Origin of the sequence: Rhodococcus sp. MALMAid1271 (genome assembly GCF_049195265.1) — a bacterium.
In the GTDB taxonomy this organism is placed as follows: domain Bacteria; phylum Actinomycetota; class Actinomycetes; order Mycobacteriales; family Mycobacteriaceae; genus Rhodococcoides.
Genome location: NZ_JBMIRQ010000108.1, coordinates 92,624 through 108,027, shown reverse-complemented (window position 1 = coordinate 108,027; position 15,404 = coordinate 92,624). Strand labels below are relative to the sequence as shown.

The following is a 15,404-nucleotide window of genomic DNA, read 5'->3' as shown; positions in this document are numbered from 1 at the left end:
GTTCAGGCTCCGATCGTGACGGGCTTCGGGTGGGCTTTTCCGTGCGGAAGGCAGGCAATTCCCACGAGGATCACGGCGAGGACGGTCAGGGGTGCTGCCCATCGCAGCAGTGGGAATTCGCCGGTGGGGTCGAAGATCTCGGCCCGCGGCCACGACAGGTTGATCACCATCAGCCCGCCGTACAGAACTGCGGCGATGTTGACGGGCACGCCGAGGCGGCCGAGGGTGAACAGCTTCTGCCCGTCCGCGTCGTGCTGCACTCCACCGCGCGGCCAGCCTTTGAGCCGCTGGATCAGCAGCGGGACGGTCACCATCATGTAGGCGAGGTAGATCAACACGATGCAGACGCTGGACAGCGTGGTGAATATCGCGGAGTTGCCGACGTTGACGGCCAGGATCGCGATGCAGGCGAGGCCGATCAGTACCGAGGGGGCGATAGGGGTGCCGGTGCGCGAGTTGACCTTTGCGAGAGCTGCGGAGGCAGGCAGTCGACCGTCGCGGGCCATCGAGAACATCAGCCGCGAAGCCGCGGTCTGGATCGCGAGGGTGCAGATGAACACGGCGATCGAGACGTCGATCAGCAGGATCGTGCCCCACGGAGAGGTGAGGATCGAGTCGATCACGTACGGCAGGCCCTGCGTTGCCAACTGGCCGTCGGTGAGGCTCGGCGCGGCCATCAATGCGCCGACGATCATCAGTCCGCCGCCCAGCGCCGAGGCGGAGAGAGCGAGTCGGATGGTGCGAGGTGCGACGCGTCGGGGATTGCGGGTTTCCTCGGCGAGTTCGCCCGCCGAGCCGAAGCCGACCATGACGTAGGCGGCCATCAGGCCGGAGACGATCCATGCCCCGATGTATCCGGGCTCGGCACCGGCGCTGCCGGTATCGAGGACCACCTGGGGTCCGCGCTCGGCGTGGGTGAAGAACACCAGGACCAGGGCGATGACGCCGACGATCTCGCAGGTGACGCCGATGCTGTTGATGCGCGACATCCAGTCGACGCCGATGCAGTTGATGGTGGTGGTGAGCACCAACAGAATCGAGCCGAGCACAACGGCATTCGCGGCACCGCTGGGCGAGGTGAGTGCGGTGTCCTCGCCGATCATCTGGAACCCGCTCCAGATGCTGGGCAGCACGACCTGGAGGGCGATCGCCGCCGCGGAGGCGGTGACGATCTGCGCGATGATCATGAACCATCCGGCGAACCATCCGACCAGTTCACCGCCCATGCGGCGGGACCAGTGATAGATGGCACCCGAGATGGGATAGCGGGCAGCGAGTTCGGCGAAGTTGAGCGCCACCATGAACTGACCGAGAAACACCAGTGGCCAGGTGAGGAAGAAGGCGGGTCCGCCGAAGCTGAAGCCGAGGCCGAAGAGTTGGAAGATGGTGGTGAGAATCGAGACGAACGAGAAGCCGGCGGCGAAGGATGCGTACTTGCCGAGGCTTCGGTGCAGTTGCTGGTCGTAACCGAGGGCAGCGAGATCCGAATGGTCCGAGGGGTGACCCGGTTCGGAACCGGTACCGGGGGCAGGCAATGTCGTCGAGCTCATGAGGTCTCCTCCGGGCGAGGTGGGTGGTGAGCGATCACCCGCTGCATCGCCGAGGCGGGTTTCTGTCAGTTGATAGTTTTCGGCACCGTCGTTCCCTGTCGGTGACCGTCGTGCAACGAACTCGTTTCCTCTATTTCGATCAGATGACAGAAATCTCACCCGCATGCAGACCTGACAGGATGAGGACATGACCGGCGCAGGCAGACCGAGACTGAGCACGAAGAAGCGGCCCGGCGACACCGCACGCGAGGAGATACTCGACGCCTCGGCCGAGCTCTTCACCACCCGCGGATTCACCAACACCTCGACCCGCGTCATCGCCGAGGCCGTCGGGTTGCGTCAGGCCTCGCTCTACCACCACTTCGCCACCAAGGACGACATCCTCGACGCGCTGCTCAGCGGCACCGTCGACGAACCGCTCGCCGTTGCGCAGCGGATTCGGGACTCGCGGGCCGACCCCGCCACCCAGATGTACGCGCTGGCCTACTTCGACGCGGGGCAACTGGGTGCATCGACGTGGAATCTGGGCGCGCTCTATCTGCTGCCCGAACTGCGCAGCGAGCGTTTCGAGACCTTCCGTGACCATCGCTACCGACTGATGCGGCTGTACGCGGCCATCGCCTCGGACACCCTCGTCCAACTCGGTTCCGAGCGCAGGCCGGGCACCGAAGATCTGCCGTTTCGTCTGGTCGAGACCGTGGTGAACGCTCGGGCCGATGTCGAGAACGGACGCCACGACCCGACAGCGGATGCAGCAGGGATCGCGGCAGCCGCGGTGCGAGTGCTCGGCTGGACCGGGGATCTCGGGCCCGTGCACGAGGACGCGGAGGCCCTGCTCGAGGCGGTCGCCGGAATAGCAGTCGATGCTCAGCCATTGGACCGACCATGACTTCCAGGACGTCACTGCCCGACTGGGCCCAGAGCCTCGACCTCGAGCCCCACCCGGAAGGTGGGTGGTTCCGCGAGACCTGGCGCAGCGAGATCACCATCGCCCAGGCGGGGCTGCCCGAGGGGTACCCCGGTCCACGCGCAGCCGGTACGGCAATACTGTTCCTGCTCATGCCCGGCCAACAATCGGCCTGGCACACCGTGAGGGGTACCGAGATGTGGCTCTACCACCGCGGTAGCCCGGTGCAACTCGACCTCGGTGGTGCCGACGCCGAGCCGGGGGCGGTGACCTCGCTGCTGGTGAGCGCCGATTCCCCGCAGCAGATCGTGCCACCGTCGCAGTGGCAGCGGGCGCGGCCGGTGGGTGACGAGCCGAGCCTCGTCAGCTGCGTCGTCACTCCGGGATTCGATTTCGAAGACTTCAAGCTCGAGATCGGCCATGGGTAGGAAGCGGGCACCGGCGGGCGGGCTGCAACCCGGGGTGTTCGAGATCGACTCGGGCACCTGCGAATTGGTTCGCGATACGTTCTCCGGCGACGGCTGGATCGTCAACGTCAACGATGTGCCCAGCTCACACATCGACATGAGCGACCCCACCGTCCTCGAGTTCGAATACATGCGGTGGATATCGGGACTGGTTCGAGCGCAGTGGGATTCGAGCTTCGCGCTGAGGGCTCTGCATCTCGGGGGCGGGGCCTGCACGCTGGCCCGATCGTTCACCACCGAGTTTCCCGGTGCCCGTCAGGTGGTCGTGGAACTCGACGGCAGGCTCTCGGAACTGGTTCGCGAGTGGTTCGATCTACCGCGGGCACCGCTGCTGCGGATCCGCGTCGGCGAGGCGCGAGCGGTCACCGAAACACTCAGCGAGAACAGCCGTGACCTGATCGTGCGAGATGTCTTCGCCGGAGCCACAACTCCCGCGTCGCTACTCACCGCCGAGTTCACCGCGCATGTTCGACGCGTCCTCTCACCCGGCGGTATGTACGTCGTCAACTGTGGTGACCGGCGCGACCTCTCGCTCGCGAAGCAGGAGGCGTCGACCATTCGCAGTGTGTTCCCACACACGGCGATCGTCGCCGATCCGGCGATGCTCAAAGGCAGACGCTACGGAAACATCATCATCGCCGGCAGTGACGTCCCGATCGGGGAATCCCCGTCATTGGCTCGCGAGCTGCTCGGCGGCGCAGTCCCGGCGCACGTGTGGCTGACCGACCAGGTGAAGACGTTCTCGAAAGACGCGAAAGTGTTGCGAGACTAAGGTGCCGGAACGTTGCTCGCGAGATCCTTGGACAGTCGCTCGGCGGCCGAGATCAACAACGGCACGAATTGCTCGGCCGACTCGGCGGTGACTCGGGCGGTTGGCCCGGCAATCGACATCGCCGTGAGCGTCGGGGCACCGAGCACCGGCACGGCGAAGCATCGCACTCCCACTTCCTGTTCACCGTCGTCCACGGCGTAACCGCGTTCGCGGGTCAGCGCGAGATCCGCGAGCAACGCATCGAGAGTGGTGAGGGTGTGGACGGTGCGGGGCGCCATGCCGAGCCGATCGACGATGGCACGGACGGCATCGTCGTCCAACTGCGCGAGCAGGGCCTTGCCGACGCCGGTCGAGTGCGGCAGCACGCGCTGGCCCACCTCGTTGAACATCCGCATAGCGTGCTCCGACGGCACCTGCGCGACGTAGACCGCCATGTCGTCCTCGAGAAACGCCATGTTCGAGGTCTCGTGCGTGATCCGGACGAGCTCGGCCAGATAGGGCTTCGCCCATCCGCCGATCAGCTTGGATGCGCTGTCGCCCAATCGAATGAGCTTGGTACCCAGAGCATATCGACGTGACGGCAACCGGCGGACGTAGCCGAGAGAGACCAGGGTTCCGATCAGTCGGTGCACGGTCGGCATCGGCAGATCGGTGGCCTCGGCCAGTTCGCTGATTCCGATGGACCCGCCCGACGCGGCCATGATGTCGAGCAACTCGAACGCACGTTCCACGGACTGCACACCGCCACCTGCCGCCACAGTCCACCTCGCACCTTCGTAGTCGCCGTCTCTCCCGGAGAACTCTACTGGTGATGCCGGGTTGCCACCGGCGGTGCCGCGGTCACCACCGAGGGCGAGGGTTTCTGGCCTCGCGTGATCACGTTGAACGCGATGTTCAGCAGGACGGCGACGATGCTCGCCGCACTGATGCCCGAGTCCAGCACCACATGGACCCAATCGGGGAAGGCCGCGTAGAAGCCAGGCACAGCGATGGGGATGACGCCGAATCCGATGGCCACCGCCACGATGACGAGGTTCAGATTGCCCTCGAATTCCACCTTGGACAGCGTCCGGATACCGCTCGCCGCCACCGAGCCGAACAATACGATGCCCGCGCCGCCGAGCACTGGAAGCGGAACCGAAGCCACGACGAGCCCGAGGATGGGAAACAGACCGAGGAAGAGCAACACCGAGCCGCCGGCCGCGACGACGTAGCGACTCTTGATCCCGGTCACGGCCACGAGCCCGACGTTCTGTGCGAAGGCACTGGCCGGGAACGTGCCGAACACGGGAGCGATGGTGGTGGCAACCATGTCTGCGCGCAGTCCGTCACCGACGCGTCGCGCATCGACGTCGGTGCCCACGATCTCACCGACGGCCAGGATGTCCGCGGTGGTCTCGGTCATGATCACGAGGATGACCACAACCATCGACATGATCGCCGCGATCTGAAATGTCGGCGCGCCGAAGGCGAACGGCTCGGGGAACCTGAAGACGGCGCCGTTCCCGACCTCGGAGAAATCGGCCTTGCCGATCAGGATGGCGAAGAGCGTGCCGACGACGATGCCGATCAGAATCGACAGGCGCGAGAGCGTGCCCTGCACCAGCCTGCTGACGAGGAGCACGATGAACAGGCTGAATGCTGCGAGTCCGATATTGGACATCGAGCCCCAGTCGGTGGCCTGTTGATCGCCGCCCATCGCCCACCGAACCGCAACCGGCAGGAGCGAGATGCCGATGACCGTGATGATCGTTCCGGTCACCACGGGAGGGAAGAAGCGCACGATCTTGCTGAAGAACGGGGTGATGAGAATACCGATGGCACCGGCGGCGATGATGGCCCCGAACACCGAGTTCAATCCACCAGGACCGCTCGCGATCGCCACCATCGTCGACACCGACGCAAACGAGATTCCCTGTACCAACGGCAATTTTGCGCCGAAGTACGGCAGTCCCAGGGTCTGCAGCAAGGTGGCCGCTCCGCTGACGAACAACGCTGCCGAGACCAGCAGTGCGATCTCGGTGCCGCTCAATCCGGCCGCGCCCCCGACGATCAGGGGTGGGGCGATGACGCCGCCGTACATCGTCAGGATGTGCTGCAACCCGTAGACGTACGACCGGCCGATCGACAACCGCTCGTCCTCGGGACGGGCGGGATCGTGCGGCGTGGTGGCTCGCTTCGTGAGCTTCGAAGTCGTCAGCTTCATGGCCGCCTCCCCTAGCAGAATCCGGGCACGGTATCCCAGGCGCGACCCGCGTCCGGGGCGTCGTCGCGCTCCACCGTCGCCTCGATCAGACCGTAGGGGCGGTCGGCGACGAAGAAGACCTCACCGGGATTGTCGAGTCCGAATGGCTCGAGATCGACGAGGAAGTGGTGGATATTGGGCATCGAGAATTTGATCTCGGCAATCTCCGGATGCGCCTCGAGTACTTGCTTGCCCATCTGGAACAGGCTCTGCTGCAACGCGAGAGAGTGAGTGGTCGCGAAGGCGTCGAGCATGATGGAACGGACGTCGTCGAAGGTCTTGTCGAAGTCGAGATCGGTGGAAAGGTACCGCCAGCGGGCGCTGACCGACGTGGCCAAGATTCGGTCCGTCGTCTCCTGCAACGTGGTGTACCGGTCTTTCGGGTAGCCCCAGAACTCGGAGGCCGTCGAATTGAGCACCACGAGGTCGCTGATTCCCGAGACGATGGAGATGTCGTCGCCGTCGACGGTGACGATCGTGTTTCGCTTCTCGTCGCTCGATTTGACGAACGAGTGGTCGTAGCCGTCGCCGGGCGTACCGTTGCTTCCGATGCGGGACCACTGGTATTGCTCGACCTCCCAACGGCCGCCGGTGATCCAATCGAAGCTCTCGGTGAAGTGAGCGCCGAGGCGGAGCGCGAAATGCTCGATGGCCCCGATGCCGTCCCGAGCGAAGGCGTACACGGTGTTCTTCTGGGTGTCGGTGGGAACGACGTGGGCGTTGTCGCCCTCTGCGTGTACGGCGTCGAGATCTCCGCGCAGCTGTGAGCTGACGTTGACGTCGGTGATCCGGTGCCGTGGGGTCTCGCGGTCGATGCGGACGAGTCTGCATTCGGCCTTGCCGTACTGGTTTGCTCCGAGCACGATGGTCATGGTTTCTAGCTCCCTCGATAGGTGGTGAAAGCGAACGGGCTCAACAGAAGTGGGATGTGATAGTGCTGATCGGATGCGGTGATCGCGAAGGTGACGACTACTTCGGGGTGAAAACACTCGGTGTGCTGGGCCGCGAAGTACGCACCGGTGGCGAAGATGAGGCGATAGGTTCCCGGCGTCAGTTCCTCCGGGCCGAGCGAGGAGACGCGGCCCTGTTCGTCGGTAGTGGACCGTGCTATCGCATTGCCGTCCGCATCGCTGAGTTCGATCGAGAGACCTTGTGCAGGGATGCCTCTCGCTGCATCGAGAACGTGCGCGGTGACGTGGCTGGTCATGGTTCCAGGCTTCCCGTTGCCCGCACGGCGGCGATCTCACGCAGCTCGTGCTCGACGACCGCAGCTTCGGTCTGCCGATCGTTGCCGAGGCGGTCGCCCAGGGCGCGCAGCACGTCCTCGGCGTTCCTGCCTGCTGCTCGGATCAGAAAAACCTGCCCGAACCGGTTCTCGTAGGCCAGGTTCCCTGCTCGCAGGCGTTGCTCGATGCCCTCGACCGAGATGTCGACGCCGGATTGTTCGGCGCTCGCGTGGCGCGCAGCGAGATCCTCGCCGCTCGGGCGTTCCCCGATGCGAGGATGCACCGCGAGTGCACGGCGTATCTCGTCCTCGGTCAGCGGAGCGGCAGCGTGCGCGATCGTTCGACGCAGGGACTGGGCGTCGGTGAAGGGTCTGTGCTGGAGAACCTCCTCGATCCAGCGGGGAACGTCCAGGCAGTGCGAGAGCATTCGAGCCGCGTCGACCTCGGAGGCCGCATTCAATTCGGCGACGACATCGCCGCCGATGTGTGATTCCGCAATACGAAATGATGATTCCACCAATCGAGCGTGACACCGATCACAACAACTGTCAAGGGTGGATTGGCGTCGACTGTGCGTCCGATGTTCCAGCGTTGCGGCGAAGGATGATTCGGCATGCAAGACGGATCGGGTCTTGACAGGACTCCGTGGCGCACGCCACACTCGATCCATCCAACGGAATACCGATTCCATAATACGGACTTTGACCGGTATGCTCGACCCCGAGAGGAACGACTTCATGGCGGAGCTCTTCTGTAACGGTGGTGCCATGCGCGGCGGAAGCCTGCACCACAACGTCTCGTCACACCCATTCGTGGGCACGGTGCGCACCACCCCGCATTACCGCTTCTATTCGGTGCGGGACGAATTCCCCGCGCTGCTGCTCGACCACACCGCAGGCGCGGCGATCGAAGGCGAGTTGTACGACATCCCCCTCGACGCCATCCGGACCACGTTCCTGCCGGACGAACCGCCGGAGCTGGAGCTGACGGTAGTCGCACTCGACGACGGACGATCCGTCCTCGGTGTCGGACTACGGCCAGGAGTGCTCGAGGCCCGGCCAGGCGAGCTCACCGACATCACCTACACCGGCAGCTGGCGTCGGTACCGCGGACTTCCAGCACCGCAGAACTGAAAGGTCATGTGCATGAACAATATTGCTGACACACATGTCAACTACACCGTCAACTGCTCCATTCTCTTCGCCGACGTTCCCTTGCTCGATCGGCCGCAACGGGCCAAAGACGCAGGCTTCGAGGCCGTCGAGTTCTGGTGGCCGTTCTCGACACCGGTCCCCTCCGACGCCGAGATCGATACCTTCGTGTCCGCGATTCGCGATGCCGGGGTGCAGCTGACAGGACTGAACTTCGCCGCCGGCGATATGCCCGCCGGTGATCGCGGCATACTTTCCGACCCTGCGCAGGTTCGGGCCTTCCGAGACAACATCGATGTCGCTGTCGCAATCGGAGAACAGTTGGGCACCAAAGCCTTCAACGCTCTGTACGGCAACCGGCTCGACGGAGTGGACCCGATGCAACAGGACGACGTCGCAATCGAGAACCTTGCCGCAGCAGGGAGAGCAGCAGCGAGGATCGGTGGCGTCGTACTGCTCGAGCCGGTCAGCGGCGCGCCCGCATACCCGATCACGACCGCCGCCGGTGCCGTCGCCACCATCCGACGCGTAGCGCGTGAGCAGGACGTACACAACCTTCGTCTGCTCGCCGATCTCTATCACCTCGCCGTCAATGGAGACGACGTGCCCGCGGTACTCGATGCACACCACGATCTGATCGGGCACGTACAGATCGCCGACTCCCCGGGCCGCGGCGAACCAGGAACCGGAACACTCGACCTGGGCGGGCAGCTCGCCGCACTCTCGGCACGGGGTTACGACGGCTATGTCGGACTCGAATACAAGGCCACCCGCCAGGACACGTTCGACTGGCTCCAGTCGGACCGCGTCACCACTACCAAGTAGGGAATCTTCATGAGCACCATTGCATTCATCGGACTCGGAATCATGGGCAGCCCCATGTCCGTCCACCTCGCCAAGGCGGGCCACCACGTGGTCGGCTACAACCTGACACCCGATCGCACCGGCCCCCTCGTGGAGGCGGGCGGCACCGCGGCCGACTCCATCGCCAAGGCAGTGCACGACGCCGACATCGTCGCGATCATGGTCCCGGACTCACCGGACGTGCAGGACGTCCTCACCGGTGAGGGCGGGGTGTTCGACAATGCGCGACGCGACGCGCTGATCATCGACTTCTCCAGCATCCGTCCCGACGTCACCGCCACGTTGGCTGCCGACGCCGCCTCACGCGGCTTCCGCATCCTCGACGCCCCGGTCTCCGGCGGCCAGGCCGGAGCCGAGAACGCGACCCTGTCGATCATGGTCGGCGGTAGCGCCGAGGACTTCGCCAGTGCCAAGCCGATTCTCGATGTCGTCGGTAAGACAGTCGTGCACGTGGGCCCCAACGGTTCCGGTCAGACGGTCAAGGCTGCCAATCAGCTGATCGTCGCAGGCAACATTCAGGTGCTCGCCGAGGCGATCGCGTTCCTCGAGGCCTACGGTGTCGATCTTGCGGCCTCCGTCGAGGTTCTGGGCGGGGGTCTCGCGGGCTCGGCAGTACTGAACCAGAAGGCGCAGAAGATGTTGGATCGCTCGTTCGAGCCGGGATTCCGTATCGATCTGCATCACAAGGATCTCGGCATCGTCACCTCGGCCGCACGTGAGGCAGGAGTGGTGATCCCCATGGGCGCGGTGCTGGGCCAGCTCATGGCCTCCGCGCGAGCCAATGGCGATGGAGGACTGGACCATTCGGCACTGTACCGCGGCGTGGCCCGGCTCTCGGGCAAGGAGAACTGACGTGGCGACGATGCGCGCGGCCGATGCCGCAGTCAAGATCCTCGAACTCGAAGGCGCGACAACCGCATTCGGACTCCCCGGCGCGGCGATCAACCCGTTCTACGCGGCGATGCGCAACCACGGGGGCATCCGGCACGTGCTGGCCCGGCACGTCGAAGGTGCCTCGCATATGGCGGAAGGCTTCACCCGCGCCGCACCGGGCAACATCGGCGTCTGCATCGGCACCTCCGGTCCCGCCGGAACCGACATGATCACCGGTCTGTATTCGGCCATGGCCGACTCGATCCCGATCCTCGCCATCACCGGTCAGGCCCCGGTCGCGCGGTTGCACAAGGAGGACTTCCAGGCCGTCGACATCGCGTCGATCGCTGCCCCGGTCACCAAAATGGCGATGACGGTGCTCGAACCCGCCCAGGTTCCCGGTGCGTTCGCGCAGGCCTTTCATCTGATGAGGTCCGGTCGACCCGGCCCGGTTCTGATCGATCTGCCCATCGACGTGCAGATGGCCGAGATCGAGTTCGACCCCGAGACGTACCAGTCGCTGCCGGTTCACAAGCCCGTCGCCTCCCGCGCTCAGGCAGAGAAGGCCATCGACATGCTGCTCGCGTCGGAGCGTCCGTTGATCGTCGCCGGCGGCGGCATCATCAATGCCGATGCCTCCGACTTGCTGGTGCAGCTCGCCGAGATCCTCGATGTACCGGTCATCCCGACGCTGATGGGCTGGGGCACCATCCCGGACGATCACCGCCTCGCGGCGGGAATGGTCGGTTTGCAGACCGCGCATCGCTACGGCAACGCGACCCTGTTGGCCTCGGACTTCGTGCTCGGCATCGGAAACCGTTGGGCCAACCGGCATACCGGTGGGCTCGAGACGTACCGGAAGGGTCGCAAGTTCGTTCACGTCGACATCGAACCGACCCAGATCGGACGCGTCTTCGCACCGGACTACGGCATCATCTCCGACGCCAAGGCAGCGCTCGAGCAGTTCGTGGCCGTCGCCGAGGAGCGGCGCGCGGCAGGGACTCTGCGTGACCTGTCCGGCTGGGTCGAGGACTGCGCGACGCGCAAGCGCACTATGCATCGCCGTACCCATTTCGACAACGTGCCGATCAAGCCGCAGCGCGTCTACGAGGAGATGAACAAGGTCTTCGACCGCGACACCCGCTACGTCAGCACCATCGGACTCTCGCAGATCGCGGGTGGGCAGTTCTTGCACGTCTACTCACCTCGCAACTGGATCAACTGCGGCCAGGCCGGCCCGCTCGGCTGGACCATACCCTCGGCCCTGGGCGCGGCGGCGGCGGATCCGAGCGCGAATGTCGTTGCTCTGTCCGGTGATTACGACTTCCAGTTCATGATCGAGGAGTTGGCCGTCGGTGCACAATTCAATCTGCCGTACGTGCATGTGGTGGTGAACAACTCGTACCTCGGATTGATCCGGCAGGCGCAACGCGCCTTCGACATGGACTTCTGTGTGCAGCTGGGATTCGACAACATCAACACCCAGGAGGCGCAGGACACCCAACCCGGCATCCCCAAGGGCTACGGCGTCGACCACGTTCAGGTGGCAGAAGGTCTGGGCTGCAAGGCACTTCGGGTCACCGAGCCGGAGCTCATCGGCGAGGCGCTCGTTCGCGCCCGGACCCTCGCCAACGAGCACAAGGTTCCCGTGGTCGTCGAGATCATCCTCGAGCGGGTCACGAACATCTCGATGGGCACCGAAATCGACAACGTCGGTGAATTCGAGGAGCTGGCAACCACCTCGGCCGACGCACCCACCGCGTTGCTACTGCTGGACTAGAGATGACGCGCATACTGCTCGCTCCCGACAAGTTCAAGGGCTCGCTGTCGGCGGCGGAGGTCGCTCGGGCGTTGGCCTCGGGGATGGCCTCGGTCGATCGTTCGCTCGAGACGGTGAGCCTTCCTGTCGCCGACGGAGGTGACGGCACCGTCGATGCCGCCGTCACCGCCGGTTGGGACCGAGTGGCGGTGACCTGCTCGGGACCGACCGGTGAACCGGTGGAGACCTCGTACGCTCGCCGCGGCAACGACGCGGTCGTGGAGTTGGCGTCGGCGGTGGGGCTCGAGCTGTTGCCCGGCGGAGAATTGGATGCGTTGGGGGCGAGCACCTTCGGCTTGGGTACGGTCATCGCGCATGCGCTGGAGGCCGGTGCGGAGCGTATCGTCATCGGACTCGGAGGCAGCGCTTCCACCGATGGCGGAGCGGGCATGCTCGTGGCGCTCGGTGTGCGTGTGCTCGATGCGGACGGTGACGATGTCGCGCCCGGCGGTGGTGCAATGCGCGGTGCGGTGCGCCTGGACCTGTCCGGCCTGCTGCCGGCGGCGAGGGCTGCCGAGTTCGAGTTGGCCTGCGATGTGGACAACCCGTTGCTCGGTGTCACCGGGGCCGCGGCCGTCTACGGCCCACAGAAAGGCGCGGGACCGCAGGAGTTGCTGTACCTCGAACACGGGATGCGGCAGTGGGCGCATGTGGTGCGCAACGCAATCGGTCGTGACGTCAGCGGCGTGGCCGGTACCGGGGCCGCAGGTGGCACCGCCTTCGGAGCCATGGCTGTACTGGGTGCCGTCGCGAAACCGGGTATCGGCACGGTGCTCGGGCTCATCGATTTCGACAGCGCTCTGGAGTCGGCCGATCTGGTTCTCACCGGCGAGGGATCACTCGATGAGCAAAGCCTCTACGGCAAGGCACCCATCGGAGTCGCGCACGCCGCGCGCGCGGCGGGGGTGCCGGTGATCACCGTCGCGGGTCGAAGCGCCGTCGGCATCGACCGATTGCGCACGCACGGGATCGTTGCCTCCTACGCGCTGTCCGATCTCGAGCCGGACCCCCGAATCTCCATGCGCGACGCAGCCGGACTGCTGCGCGAGGTCGGCCGAACAATCGCCACCACACACATTTTGGAAGGAACGTCATGACCAGTACAGATTTTCGAGCACTCACCGACCTCGCGTCGAGGTCTCTCGGCGGTAGCGTGTCCGCGGCCAACGACGAACTGTTCGCCCAGCGAGAGAACCTGATCAAGCCCGATGCGCCGCTGTTCGATCCCGCCGACTTCGGCCACAAGGGAAAGGTGTACGACGGGTGGGAGACGCGGCGTCGCCGTGACGAGGGTGGTCACGACTGGGCGATCGTGCGACTCGGAGCTCCGGGAATCGTGCACGGTGTCGTCGTGGACACCGCTCACTTCACCGGCAACTATCCGCCGTTCGTCTCCGTCGAAGCTGCGTCGATCGAGGGCTATCCGTCCATCGAGGACGTACTGAATGCGCAGTGGCACACCATTGTCGACAAGGCTGCGGCACAGGGAGATACTGCGAACACCTACGAGGTGGCAGACCGACACCGGTGGACGCACGTGCGCCTGTCCATCTATCCCGACGGCGGCGTCGCTCGGTTCCGGGTGCACGGCCAGGTGGTGCAGGATCCGCATTTTCTGGCCGGCACCATCGATCTGCTCGCGGCCGAGAACGGCGCACGACTGACCGATTGTTCCGATGCGTTCTACTCCTCGCCCGCCAACATCATCCTGCCCGGGCGCGCCAGAAACATGGGCGAGGGCTGGGAGAACTCCCGTCGCCGAGGCGGGGGCAACGACTTCGCCGTCTTCGCTCTGGCGGCCCCCGGTGCACCACGCCACGTGGAAGTGGACACGAGCTACTACGTCGGAAACGCACCGGGCTGGATTCGGCTCAGCGCCGTGGATTCTCGTCATCGACACCTCGCCGACCCGACAGCGTGGACCGAGATTCTTCCCCGCACCGCGGTGCAGCCCGATACCCGACACCGTTTTCTCTTGAACGAGTCGCAGGCGTACACCCATCTGCGGCTGGATGTGTACCCCGACGGCGGACTGTCACGATTGCGGCTGTTCGGCGAACTCGATGCCGCGGCGCTCGATTCGGCGGACATCGCGTGGAGGGCGTCCGAGCTGGAGAGTGTTTCCAGTGCAGTCTGATTCGGTCGACCTGGTCGTTCGGGCGTCTCGTGCGGTGATCGGTGGGCGTGAGGTGTCCGCGTCCGTTTCTGTGGTCGACGGCCGGATCGTGGCGATCGACCCGCCCGATGCGGCGGTGCGCGCCGAAACCGAGATCGTGCTCGGTGCCGACGAGGTGTTGCTACCCGGGCTCGTCGACACCCACGTCCACGTCAACGAGCCAGGGCGCACCGAGTGGGAAGGGTTTGCCAGCGCAACCCGGGCTGCCGCCGCGGGTGGTATCACGACCATTGTCGATATGCCGCTCAACAGTATTCCGCCGACGGTCGATGTTGCGGCGCTGGACGTCAAGCGCCGGGTGGCGGCCGACCAGTCGGTGGTCAACATCGGATTCTGGGGCGGGGCGGTCCCCGGAAATGTCGATCAGCTGCGGCCGTTGCACGATGCCGGTGTCTTCGGCTTCAAATGCTTTCTGCTCGCGTCGGGGGTGGACGAGTTTCCGCCGCTGACGGTGCCGGAATTGGAGAAGGCCCTGGTCGAGATCGCATCGTTCGACGGTTTGATGATCGTCCATGCCGAGAACGCGGAGCTGATCGCCGAGGCACCGTCTGCGGAGGGCCGTGAGTACGCGGGGTTCCTGGAATCGCGTCCGCGTGCGGCCGAGAACAAAGCCATCGAGCAGGTGATCGCGTTGTCCCGCCAGACGGGGTGCCGAGTGCACATTCTGCATCTCTCGAGCGCGGATGCTCTGCCGATGATCGCAGCGGCGAAACGCGACGGCGTGCGGGTGACGGTCGAAACCTGCCCGCATTACCTGTGTTTCGACGCCGAGGCCGTGCCCGCGGGGGCGACTCAGTTCAAGTGCTGCCCGCCGATCCGCGAGGCCGGCAACCGAGAGGCACTGTGGCAGGGGTTGCTCGACGGCACGATCGATACCATTGTCACCGACCACTCCCCGTGTACGCCGGATCTGAAGCGATTCGACACCGGGGACTTCGGTGAGGCCTGGGGTGGGATCGCGTCGCTGCAGGTTTCGTTGGCCGCGGTGTGGACCGAGGCGCGGGCTCGCGGCTGTGCACTGGCCGACATCGTGCGGTGGATGGCAACGAATACGGCCGACCAGGTGGGAATGGCCGAGCGAGGGCGCATCGAGGTCGGTTGCGCTGCAGATCTGGTGGTGTTCGCCCCCGACGAGCAGTTCACCGTCGACGTGGCACAGCTGTACCACCGCAACCCGGTCACTGCATACGATCGACTCGGCCTGTCGGGTGTGGTGCGGCGGTCGTGGATCGCAGGATCGGAATCCTCGACGGGACGTCTGCTGACGCGCGACTAAAACGGTGGTGTCGTTGTGTCATCGGGGTTGGGTCGTGTTCTGAAGCTGACTGTCTCTGGGGTTGATCACACTGTGCTC

At 65.2% G+C, this 15,404-nt stretch carries 16 protein-coding genes; 10 read left to right on the top strand and 6 right to left on the bottom strand.

Annotation, left to right across the window (positions count from 1 at the left end):
* Nucleotides 1-2: 2 nt before the first annotated feature.
* Complete coding sequence (locus ACOQFP_RS18320) at nucleotides 3-1,550, bottom strand: amino acid permease (RefSeq protein WP_206487166.1); 1,548 nt, start codon at nucleotides 1,548-1,550, stop codon at nucleotides 3-5.
* Nucleotides 1,551-1,737: 187 nt separating this feature from the next.
* Here ACOQFP_RS18320 and ACOQFP_RS18315 point away from each other — a divergent pair, with 187 nt between their 5' ends.
* From ACOQFP_RS18315 to ACOQFP_RS18305, 3 genes are read left to right on the top strand one after another with little or no spacing between them, the layout of a single operon-like run.
* Nucleotides 1,738-2,439, top strand: coding sequence for a TetR/AcrR family transcriptional regulator (locus tag ACOQFP_RS18315; RefSeq protein WP_421585112.1), 702 nt, complete (start codon nucleotides 1,738-1,740; stop codon nucleotides 2,437-2,439).
* Nucleotides 2,436-2,885: a cupin domain-containing protein gene (locus ACOQFP_RS18310; RefSeq protein ID WP_421585111.1), complete on the top strand. Its 450-nt coding sequence runs from the start codon at nucleotides 2,436-2,438 to the stop codon at nucleotides 2,883-2,885. The genes ACOQFP_RS18315 and ACOQFP_RS18310 overlap by 4 nt, the downstream gene beginning before the upstream one ends.
* Nucleotides 2,878-3,696: a spermidine synthase gene (locus ACOQFP_RS18305; protein ID WP_421585110.1), complete on the top strand. Its 819-nt coding sequence runs from the start codon at nucleotides 2,878-2,880 to the stop codon at nucleotides 3,694-3,696. The genes ACOQFP_RS18310 and ACOQFP_RS18305 overlap by 8 nt, the downstream gene beginning before the upstream one ends.
* Here the strand turns inward: ACOQFP_RS18305 and ACOQFP_RS18300 are convergent.
* Genes ACOQFP_RS18300 through uraD form a run of 5 tightly spaced genes read right to left on the bottom strand, consistent with a single transcriptional unit; the run spans nucleotide 3,693 to nucleotide 7,684 of the window.
* Nucleotides 3,693-4,454 (bottom strand): IclR family transcriptional regulator, encoded by a 762-nt coding sequence (locus ACOQFP_RS18300; protein WP_206487177.1) that lies wholly within the window; start codon nucleotides 4,452-4,454, stop codon nucleotides 3,693-3,695. The genes ACOQFP_RS18305 and ACOQFP_RS18300 overlap by 4 nt on opposite strands.
* 44 nt (nucleotides 4,455-4,498) lie before the next feature.
* Nucleotides 4,499-5,902: a nucleobase:cation symporter-2 family protein gene (locus ACOQFP_RS18295; RefSeq protein ID WP_206487178.1), complete on the bottom strand. Its 1,404-nt coding sequence runs from the start codon at nucleotides 5,900-5,902 to the stop codon at nucleotides 4,499-4,501.
* A gap of 11 nt (nucleotides 5,903-5,913) precedes the next feature.
* Entirely contained in the window at nucleotides 5,914-6,813 is a 900-nt protein-coding gene (pucL, locus tag ACOQFP_RS18290) for a factor-independent urate hydroxylase (protein WP_421585109.1), read from the bottom strand.
* A gap of 5 nt (nucleotides 6,814-6,818) precedes the next feature.
* Complete coding sequence (gene uraH / locus ACOQFP_RS18285; protein ID WP_206487182.1) at nucleotides 6,819-7,148, bottom strand: hydroxyisourate hydrolase; 330 nt, start codon at nucleotides 7,146-7,148, stop codon at nucleotides 6,819-6,821.
* Nucleotides 7,145-7,684, bottom strand: a complete 540-nt coding sequence (gene uraD / locus ACOQFP_RS18280) for a 2-oxo-4-hydroxy-4-carboxy-5-ureidoimidazoline decarboxylase (protein ID WP_421585108.1) — start codon at nucleotides 7,682-7,684, stop codon at nucleotides 7,145-7,147. The genes uraH and uraD overlap by 4 nt, the downstream gene beginning before the upstream one ends.
* 220 nt (nucleotides 7,685-7,904) lie before the next feature.
* Between uraD and ACOQFP_RS18275 the strand changes: the two genes are divergently transcribed.
* Genes ACOQFP_RS18275 through allB form a run of 7 tightly spaced genes read left to right on the top strand, consistent with a single transcriptional unit; the run spans nucleotide 7,905 to nucleotide 15,326 of the window.
* On the top strand, nucleotides 7,905-8,300 hold the full coding sequence (locus ACOQFP_RS18275) for an allophanate hydrolase-related protein (RefSeq protein ID WP_206487447.1): 396 nt from the start codon (nucleotides 7,905-7,907) through the stop codon (nucleotides 8,298-8,300).
* A 12-nt stretch (nucleotides 8,301-8,312) separates the two neighbouring features.
* Complete coding sequence (locus ACOQFP_RS18270) at nucleotides 8,313-9,143, top strand: TIM barrel protein (RefSeq protein ID WP_341243508.1); 831 nt, start codon at nucleotides 8,313-8,315, stop codon at nucleotides 9,141-9,143.
* A 9-nt stretch (nucleotides 9,144-9,152) separates the two neighbouring features.
* A complete protein-coding gene (locus ACOQFP_RS18265; RefSeq protein WP_206487193.1) occupies nucleotides 9,153-10,034 on the top strand; it encodes a 2-hydroxy-3-oxopropionate reductase in 882 nt (293 codons plus the stop codon).
* A gap of 1 nt (nucleotide 10,035) precedes the next feature.
* Nucleotides 10,036-11,835: a glyoxylate carboligase gene (gene gcl, locus ACOQFP_RS18260; protein ID WP_421585107.1), complete on the top strand. Its 1,800-nt coding sequence runs from the start codon at nucleotides 10,036-10,038 to the stop codon at nucleotides 11,833-11,835.
* Nucleotides 11,836-11,837: 2 nt separating this feature from the next.
* Complete coding sequence (locus ACOQFP_RS18255) at nucleotides 11,838-12,971, top strand: glycerate kinase (RefSeq protein ID WP_421585106.1); 1,134 nt, start codon at nucleotides 11,838-11,840, stop codon at nucleotides 12,969-12,971.
* Nucleotides 12,968-14,011 (top strand): allantoicase, encoded by a 1,044-nt coding sequence (alc, locus tag ACOQFP_RS18250; RefSeq protein WP_421585105.1) that lies wholly within the window; start codon nucleotides 12,968-12,970, stop codon nucleotides 14,009-14,011. Before ACOQFP_RS18255 ends, alc begins: the two co-directional genes overlap by 4 nt.
* Nucleotides 14,001-15,326, top strand: coding sequence for an allantoinase AllB (gene allB / locus ACOQFP_RS18245; RefSeq protein WP_421585104.1), 1,326 nt, complete (start codon nucleotides 14,001-14,003; stop codon nucleotides 15,324-15,326). The genes alc and allB overlap by 11 nt, the downstream gene beginning before the upstream one ends.
* The last annotated feature ends 78 nt before the right edge of the window (nucleotides 15,327-15,404 follow it).

Bases quoted from the DNA above. Each gene is read 5' to 3' on its own strand.
- ACOQFP_RS18320 (WP_206487166.1), bottom strand. From the start codon at position 1,550: ATGAGCTCGACGACATTGCCTGCCCCCGGTACCGGTTCCGAACCGGGT.
- ACOQFP_RS18315 (WP_421585112.1), top strand. From the start codon at position 1,738: ATGACCGGCGCAGGCAGACCGAGACTGAGCACGAAGAAGCGGCCCGGC.
- ACOQFP_RS18310 (WP_421585111.1), top strand. From the start codon at position 2,436: ATGACTTCCAGGACGTCACTGCCCGACTGGGCCCAGAGCCTCGACCTC.
- ACOQFP_RS18305 (WP_421585110.1), top strand. From the start codon at position 2,878: ATGGGTAGGAAGCGGGCACCGGCGGGCGGGCTGCAACCCGGGGTGTTC.
- ACOQFP_RS18295 (WP_206487178.1), bottom strand. From the start codon at position 5,902: ATGAAGCTGACGACTTCGAAGCTCACGAAGCGAGCCACCACGCCGCAC.
- pucL (WP_421585109.1), bottom strand. From the start codon at position 6,813: ATGACCATCGTGCTCGGAGCAAACCAGTACGGCAAGGCCGAATGCAGA.
- uraH (WP_206487182.1), bottom strand. From the start codon at position 7,148: ATGACCAGCCACGTCACCGCGCACGTTCTCGATGCAGCGAGAGGCATC.
- ACOQFP_RS18275 (WP_206487447.1), top strand. From the start codon at position 7,905: ATGGCGGAGCTCTTCTGTAACGGTGGTGCCATGCGCGGCGGAAGCCTG.
- ACOQFP_RS18270 (WP_341243508.1), top strand. From the start codon at position 8,313: ATGAACAATATTGCTGACACACATGTCAACTACACCGTCAACTGCTCC.
- ACOQFP_RS18265 (WP_206487193.1), top strand. From the start codon at position 9,153: ATGAGCACCATTGCATTCATCGGACTCGGAATCATGGGCAGCCCCATG.
- ACOQFP_RS18255 (WP_421585106.1), top strand. From the start codon at position 11,838: ATGACGCGCATACTGCTCGCTCCCGACAAGTTCAAGGGCTCGCTGTCG.
- alc (WP_421585105.1), top strand. From the start codon at position 12,968: ATGACCAGTACAGATTTTCGAGCACTCACCGACCTCGCGTCGAGGTCT.